The sequence below is a fragment of the Paenibacillus maysiensis genome (assembly GCF_000520815.1).
Taxonomy (GTDB): domain Bacteria; phylum Bacillota; class Bacilli; order Paenibacillales; family Paenibacillaceae; genus Paenibacillus; species Paenibacillus maysiensis.
The window spans coordinates 1-3,566 of record NZ_ASRY01000200.1 but is presented as its reverse complement, the minus strand read 5'-3'; the positions used below and the strand labels follow the sequence as shown (position 1 = coordinate 3,566).

The window sequence follows — 3,566 nt, the reverse complement described above, 5'->3', positions numbered from 1 at the left end:
TTATTTTTTCTGTCCAACTTAGTGTAGCCGATCCAATACCTTGACTGGAGAGAGTAAGTGAAGCATACTGCAAAGCCTCCTGAAGCTTACGTTCTCCTCCAGCTTCTTTAAATGCTGTTTAAGCAAGTGCGAATGCCTCCCCTGCTACTTTATGGATCACTTCACGTTGTACGCGCATCTAGCCACACGTTAAACTTAGTTTTTAGTTTGTTTAGACCTCCTAAAACAAACGCTGTAAGCACACCCGCAGCGGCTGTGGCGATGGTATTTACGTAAGGTTGTACAGTTTCGATAATTGTTTGCATGATTACTTTTCCCCTTTCGTTTTTAACTAATTACCGCTTTCACTTACTGCCTTTTATAAAATGCTAAGTACAATTGAGTTAATATTATAAACATTGTATACAGACCACATTAGAACCAAGGACCACAAGTCCAAAAGTATTATTCATTTAACTGGCAAAAGTCCGACTTCCCAGCTTATTTGCGCTGTGATCCATCTGCTATCTTATGAATATAATCAATAACTTTGTTCGCATTACCATTCTTATTGTAATATCTTGTTTGCACTTATTGTAGGATTAGCATCATCAAACGATATTGAACCTTTTATATGTTTATTTCCTACCTTTTTTTCTATAGAATTCAGTTTAGGGAATACACATTGATTTAATGGTTGGATAAATTACAATACTAAGTTAATGGCGATTTGAAAGGTGGAATTCTTCTTGATAGAGATTGTTCAAAATAGCAAACAAGCTAAAAAGAGAAACTTCATGATAGGGCTCCTTTTCTTTACTGTGGTTGCATTGATTTTGATTGCACCCAATTTAGACTTTCTTCTAAGATTATTCCGTAAAGCTGATTCACTAATTAGTTTCATTGGTTGGTTGGTGATAGTCGTATCATTCGTTTATGCCACTGAATGGTTACATGAAAAAATTCATGAGAGAATCCTAAAGGGTGGTAAAGATATCGGAAATGTATATCGGGGCAGAAAGTATGTAATATTTGATGGGTATGCAACCAAGCAACGTTTTCTAATTAATCTTTTGGCACCATTTGTATTGATCACATTTTTACTCGGTATTTTAATAATCATTATTCCTGGCTTGTTCTTCCCTAGTGTTTTTGCAGCAATATTATGTATTCACACTCCTGGATGTAGTAGTGATTTCTATTCATTTTATGTTGCATTAAAGAACTGGAAATCAATAAAATATATAACTGATGAACCTGATAAAGTAAATTATCATATCTCATGAATGTAATGTATGGTTAATAAAATACAAAACGAGGACGTGACATAGCTAGTGAATCAGTACCTTCAGTAAAAGTCAATGGTTGATCCAAACCTTTTTGGGATCAGTTTTTGCGATAATGTGTGGAATTGATATCATTAGGGTATGAATTACTGTATTTTCGCTGTCGCACTCCATGTGAGTGCGTGGATTGAAATATGCGAATCATTAAGGGGCTGCTATGGATAGATTTCGTCGCACTCCATGTGAGTGCGTGGATTGAAATTGCATTGGTAATCGCATGATCAGCCTTGCTGGGGGCTTACCATTTCGTAGATGCAACAAGTGTTGAAGCAGCAAAAGCGGAAGCGCGGCACTTTGCTGATGTGTTGGATCAGGCTGGAGGTGCGAAAGCGCTGGACCTTCCGCCAGTAATGGACTACGAAAACAATCCCGGCAACCTATCTAAAACGCTTATTAGTGCGGTAGCATTGGCCTTTCTTTTGGAGTTGGAGCGCCTCATTGGACGTAAGCCTACTATCTATACGGGCAATGCTTTAGCAGCTAATTTTAATGCCTCATTGAGCGGTTACCCACTATGGATAGCTCGGTGCAGTGATACTCGCGTCCCTAGCGACACAGTGACGTGGAAACGTTAAGATATTGGGCAGTACAGCGATAGTGGCAAGGTCAAAGGAATTGCTGGCAACGTTGATCTAAACGAATTTGATGGAACGGTGACCGAGATGCGTACGCGGTTCAATAAGAAGGGGGATAAATAATTATGGAAATTATGAATCAAGTATTGGCTTTTGCGTCTGTTTTGGCTGTGATCGTTATTTCATTAGTGCAACTGGTAAAGAAGACAATTAACTTACCTGTTAATGTAGTGCCTGCTGTGTGCGTAGTAATCGGTTGACTGATCGGCTGAGCGACTTCTCCATTCACGGACTTGGAGTTGGGTTTGCGCCTGTGGGCTGGTGGACTGGCTGGACTGTCCGCGACTGGACTGTTTTGAGTTGGTGTTTCTGTGATTGTTCGGGATTTAGATTTGATATGTATTACAAAAGCCCTCCATTAAAGGAAGGCTTTTGTTTTGACGCAGAGTATGGCAAATCACGTCAATTATGAATGCGGTAAAGCATAAAGTCAGGTTATGGACGTACATTGGTAACAAATTGCGAAATCCCTACAATAACCAGAAAAATGTAAATTAGTACAATTCCCAAAACAGAGAACCCTACAATCTTCCATACTTTCTTCTTATCCAATTTAGAACCCCCTATGTAGTCTTAAAGCGTTTACTTTATAGTCTTGTACATATGTATTGAATACATAAATCGTCTTGGATTTAACTCCAAGACGCTCCCTTGCTCGTCATAGCGGTTAGTTAATGTCTGATGGGTACTGACCAGTAGTACCCCAAGCTTCGGCTTCAACTTTGTCTCCGCCGGCTCGGAATTGAATTACGTAATTCCCTGAAGGCATCCCATTAGCGAATGAATTAAGGCTAGTCCACGTTAATGTGTCTCCTTTGCCAACAGTTTTATAGACATATTCTCTCCCGTTACCCTGCAAGCTCCAAGTGAGATTTGATGTTCCTTCATTCCGAACTTTAATCTTTACATGTCCATAACCTTTTTTAATAGTTAATTCCATCGTCGGACTTGTCCCACCAAGAACCTCATGTACCTCTTGACCAGTTGATTGGATAACTATACCTCCATGATCCTTCGATACTTCAATCCCCGTAACTGGTGCGGCAGAAGCAGCCAGCGGAGCTACTGAGGTAAGAGCTAAAACACCTGTAAGGATAATTGCTGTGTTTTCAACTTTAACAATTGAAAGCACTTCCTTTTCTATAATATGTGGAACGCTTAACCAGTATACCACATAAAAAGGAATGATTTGTATTAATATATAATAATTTTGGAAAATCACTCTTTGGAACTATTTCTCAAGAGTGTGCGACATTAATTTCAAAACAAAAGCGAATACCTCACAAAAAGTTATAAAAGTTATTGACAACTGTTAAATTATGGACAACAATAGAATACAATAATATAAAAATCTTGGAATTTTTATGTGAAGGGTGGATATGACATGAAGCATACACCTACGATTCGGGCGGAATTAGACAAATACCTAAAACAGGAGGGCTTGAGTCTAACGCAATTCGGGCATATTGCTGGCATGAATAGGGGAATAGTAAGTGCTATTGTGACGGGGAATAAGTCTATGTCTGTTAACCAGCTTGACCTAATTACTAAGGCTATGGGTTTACCGGAGGGCTACTTTTACGACTTATTTATAGAAAACTACATC

3 protein-coding genes and 3 pseudogenes are annotated in these 3,566 nt (G+C 38.9%); 4 read left to right on the top strand and 2 right to left on the bottom strand.

The genetic code is table 11. From position 1 onward, the window contains the following. Positions 1-161: 161 nt before the first annotated feature. Complete coding sequence (locus L696_RS31970; RefSeq protein WP_245233364.1) at positions 162-305, bottom strand: hypothetical protein; 144 nt, start codon at positions 303-305, stop codon at positions 162-164. Between the two features lie 423 nt (positions 306-728). On the opposite strand from L696_RS31970, the gene L696_RS0114060 reads away from it, so the two are divergent. The 3 genes and pseudogenes from L696_RS0114060 to L696_RS0114050 all read left to right on the top strand — a co-directional run bounded on the left by L696_RS0114060 (position 729) and on the right by L696_RS0114050 (position 2,259). Continuing rightward, entirely contained in the window at positions 729-1,265 is a 537-nt protein-coding gene (locus L696_RS0114060; protein WP_025684206.1) for a metalloprotease family protein, read from the top strand. Between the two features lie 287 nt (positions 1,266-1,552). Next, positions 1,553-2,002, top strand: a pseudogene (locus tag L696_RS0114055) (glycoside hydrolase family 25 protein); the annotation flags it as partial. 32 nt (positions 2,003-2,034) lie between these two features. Then, positions 2,035-2,259, top strand: a pseudogene (locus L696_RS0114050) (holin). Between the two features lie 368 nt (positions 2,260-2,627). Here L696_RS0114050 and L696_RS0114040 read toward each other — a convergent pair. Next, positions 2,628-3,182 carry a hypothetical protein gene (locus L696_RS0114040; protein WP_025684205.1) on the bottom strand — a complete coding sequence of 185 codons (555 nt, stop codon included), beginning with the start codon at positions 3,180-3,182 and terminating at the stop codon, positions 2,628-2,630. 162 nt (positions 3,183-3,344) lie between these two features. Between L696_RS0114040 and L696_RS31475 the strand changes: the two are divergent. After that, positions 3,345-3,566, top strand: a pseudogene (locus L696_RS31475) (helix-turn-helix transcriptional regulator); the annotation flags it as partial.

Coding starts and splice junctions, on each gene's coding strand:
- L696_RS31970 (WP_245233364.1), bottom strand. CDS start 305: ATGCAAACAATTATCGAAACTGTACAACCTTACGTAAATACCATCGCC.